Annotated in this window: 3 protein-coding genes; 1 reads left to right on the forward strand and 2 read right to left on the reverse strand. The window is 59.7% G+C overall.

All coding sequences use genetic code 11. The features are described from left to right. On the reverse strand, positions 1-217 hold a 217-nt coding region (locus tag ACH2EH_RS09135; RefSeq protein WP_395140969.1), incomplete at its 3' end, for an aldo/keto reductase. A 121-nt stretch (positions 218-338) separates the two neighbouring features. On the opposite strand from ACH2EH_RS09135, the gene ACH2EH_RS09140 reads away from it, so the two are divergent. Next, positions 339-1,292, forward strand: a complete 954-nt coding sequence (locus tag ACH2EH_RS09140) for a DPP IV N-terminal domain-containing protein (RefSeq protein ID WP_395140971.1) — start codon at positions 339-341, stop codon at positions 1,290-1,292. Between the two features lie 12 nt (positions 1,293-1,304). Here the strand turns inward: ACH2EH_RS09140 and ACH2EH_RS09145 are convergent. After that, positions 1,305-1,816 (reverse strand): SDR family NAD(P)-dependent oxidoreductase (locus ACH2EH_RS09145; protein WP_395140973.1); only part of this gene is annotated, 512 nt, incomplete at its 5' end.

Genomic DNA, 1,816 nt, shown 5'->3' on the forward strand with positions numbered 1-1,816 from the left:
CGCGCGGGACACCGCTTAGTGCGTTCCCGAGAACTTCCTCGGAGGCCTGGTACCAGGGGCTCGTGTCGAAGAAATTGATGCCTAGCTCCAGCGCCACACGCACGGCTTGCGTCGCCTCGCCCTGTGTGACTTGCCCGTACGGCCCACCCAGTGGTGCGGCTCCAAAGCCCAGTGCTGAGACCGAGAGGCCTGTCTTTCCTAGTAAGTGAAGTTGCATAGGAGCTTTTTCCACAGAGAGCGCCACAATCCCTGCGCTAGATTTTTTGAGAATTAGCTCTTTTGGTATGCTTCTTGATACTAAGCGGAGAGGATATAGATTTCTTTAAGGTGATCAAACAATGAAACGTTGGCAATTTTTTAACTACATGGTTCTTACCGTTCTGGGAGCGGCGTTTTTTACGGGGTGTGGCAGTGGCCTTCAGCCCGGTATCGGCGGGCTCTGGGGCAGCGGTGGCTCGGGTGGCTCCGGGGCGAGTAGTGCGCTGACGGGGCAGGTTGTCTTTGTGAATAATAGCATGGGGCGCTACCAGCTCTATCTAACGACGGCCGATGGTAAGACCGTCAGCCGTCTCACGAATGGCGACTGGCACGACTATCGCCCCGCGTTCTCCGCCGATGGCAAGAAAATTGCCTTTGCCAGCACCCGTGATGGCGGCGAGGGGCAGCTCTATGTGATGAACAGCGATGGCAGCAACCCCACGCGGCTGACGATCGGCCCTTGGTCGGACTCAGGGCCGTCGTTTTCGTCCGATGGCAAGAAGCTTGTCTTCGAGAGCAGCCGCGATACCGGGGGCGCTCCGCAAATCTACACGATGAACGCGGAGGGCAGTGGCGTGGCACGCATCACCACGAACGGAGCCCTGCGCGACTTCAATCCTGTTTTCGCGCTTGATGGCAAGGCGATTGTCTTTGCACGCGGCGAGGCCGAGAGTGCCCAGATCTACGCGATCCGCACCGATGGCACGGGGCTGACGGCGCTGACGAGTAGCGCGGGCTCCAATAAAAACCCCTCGTTCTCGCCCGATGGCAGGAAAATAGCCTTTGAGAGTAGCCGTTTTGGCAGCTACCAGATCTATCAAATGAGCACCGACGGCACCGATGTCAAGCGCCTGACCAATGATGCCTTCCAGGACTACAACCCGTCTTACTCACCTGATGGCAAGAAGGTTCTCTTCATGAGCGGGCGCACCGAAGGTTTCCAACTCTTCCAGATGAACACCGACGGGAGCAATAGTACTCTATTAGTCACAGCCCCCGGCAATAGCAGCGACCCACGCTGGGCCATCCAGTAGCCCACGTTGTCTTTAGGCCGCGAAGAGCTGGAGGCCGCCGTCCACGCGCAGAATCTGCCCGGAGATAAAGCGTGCCCCGGGAGAGCAAAGAAAGATCACACCATCTGCCACTTCATCGGGGAGGCCGTAGCGATCCAGCGTTCCCTCGGTGACGGTCATGGCCGGGTCGAGCGGGCGCGTGGCGTCGAAGCGCGCCGTGCGGGTGGGGCCGGGGCTGACGGCATTCACGCGCACCGCATGCGGTCGGAGCTGGTAGGCTAAGCACCGTGTGTACTCCACAATCCCGGCTTTTGCGACCGCGTAGATCACGCCGTCGTCGCGGCCAATATGCGCCGCACTAGAGGCGATATTGACAATCGCGCCGCCCTTGCGCTCCGCCATCTTTCCACCCACCGCTTGGCAGAGCAAGATCGTCCCAATAAGATTGCGATTCAACATCGCGTGCATGTCCACCAACTTCACCCCGAGCGCATCGTTGGGCTTGGGCTTGCCGCCCGCCGCCGCAATATCACCGCCCGCCGCGT

The sequence above is a fragment of the Armatimonas sp. genome, assembly GCF_043760365.1.
Taxonomy (GTDB): domain Bacteria; phylum Armatimonadota; class Armatimonadia; order Armatimonadales; family Armatimonadaceae; genus Armatimonas.

What these genes read in the sequence shown, in the direction of transcription:
- ACH2EH_RS09140 (WP_395140971.1), top strand. Translation starts at nt 339, where the DNA reads ATGAAACGTTGGCAATTTTTTAACTACATGGTTCTTACCGTTCTGGGA.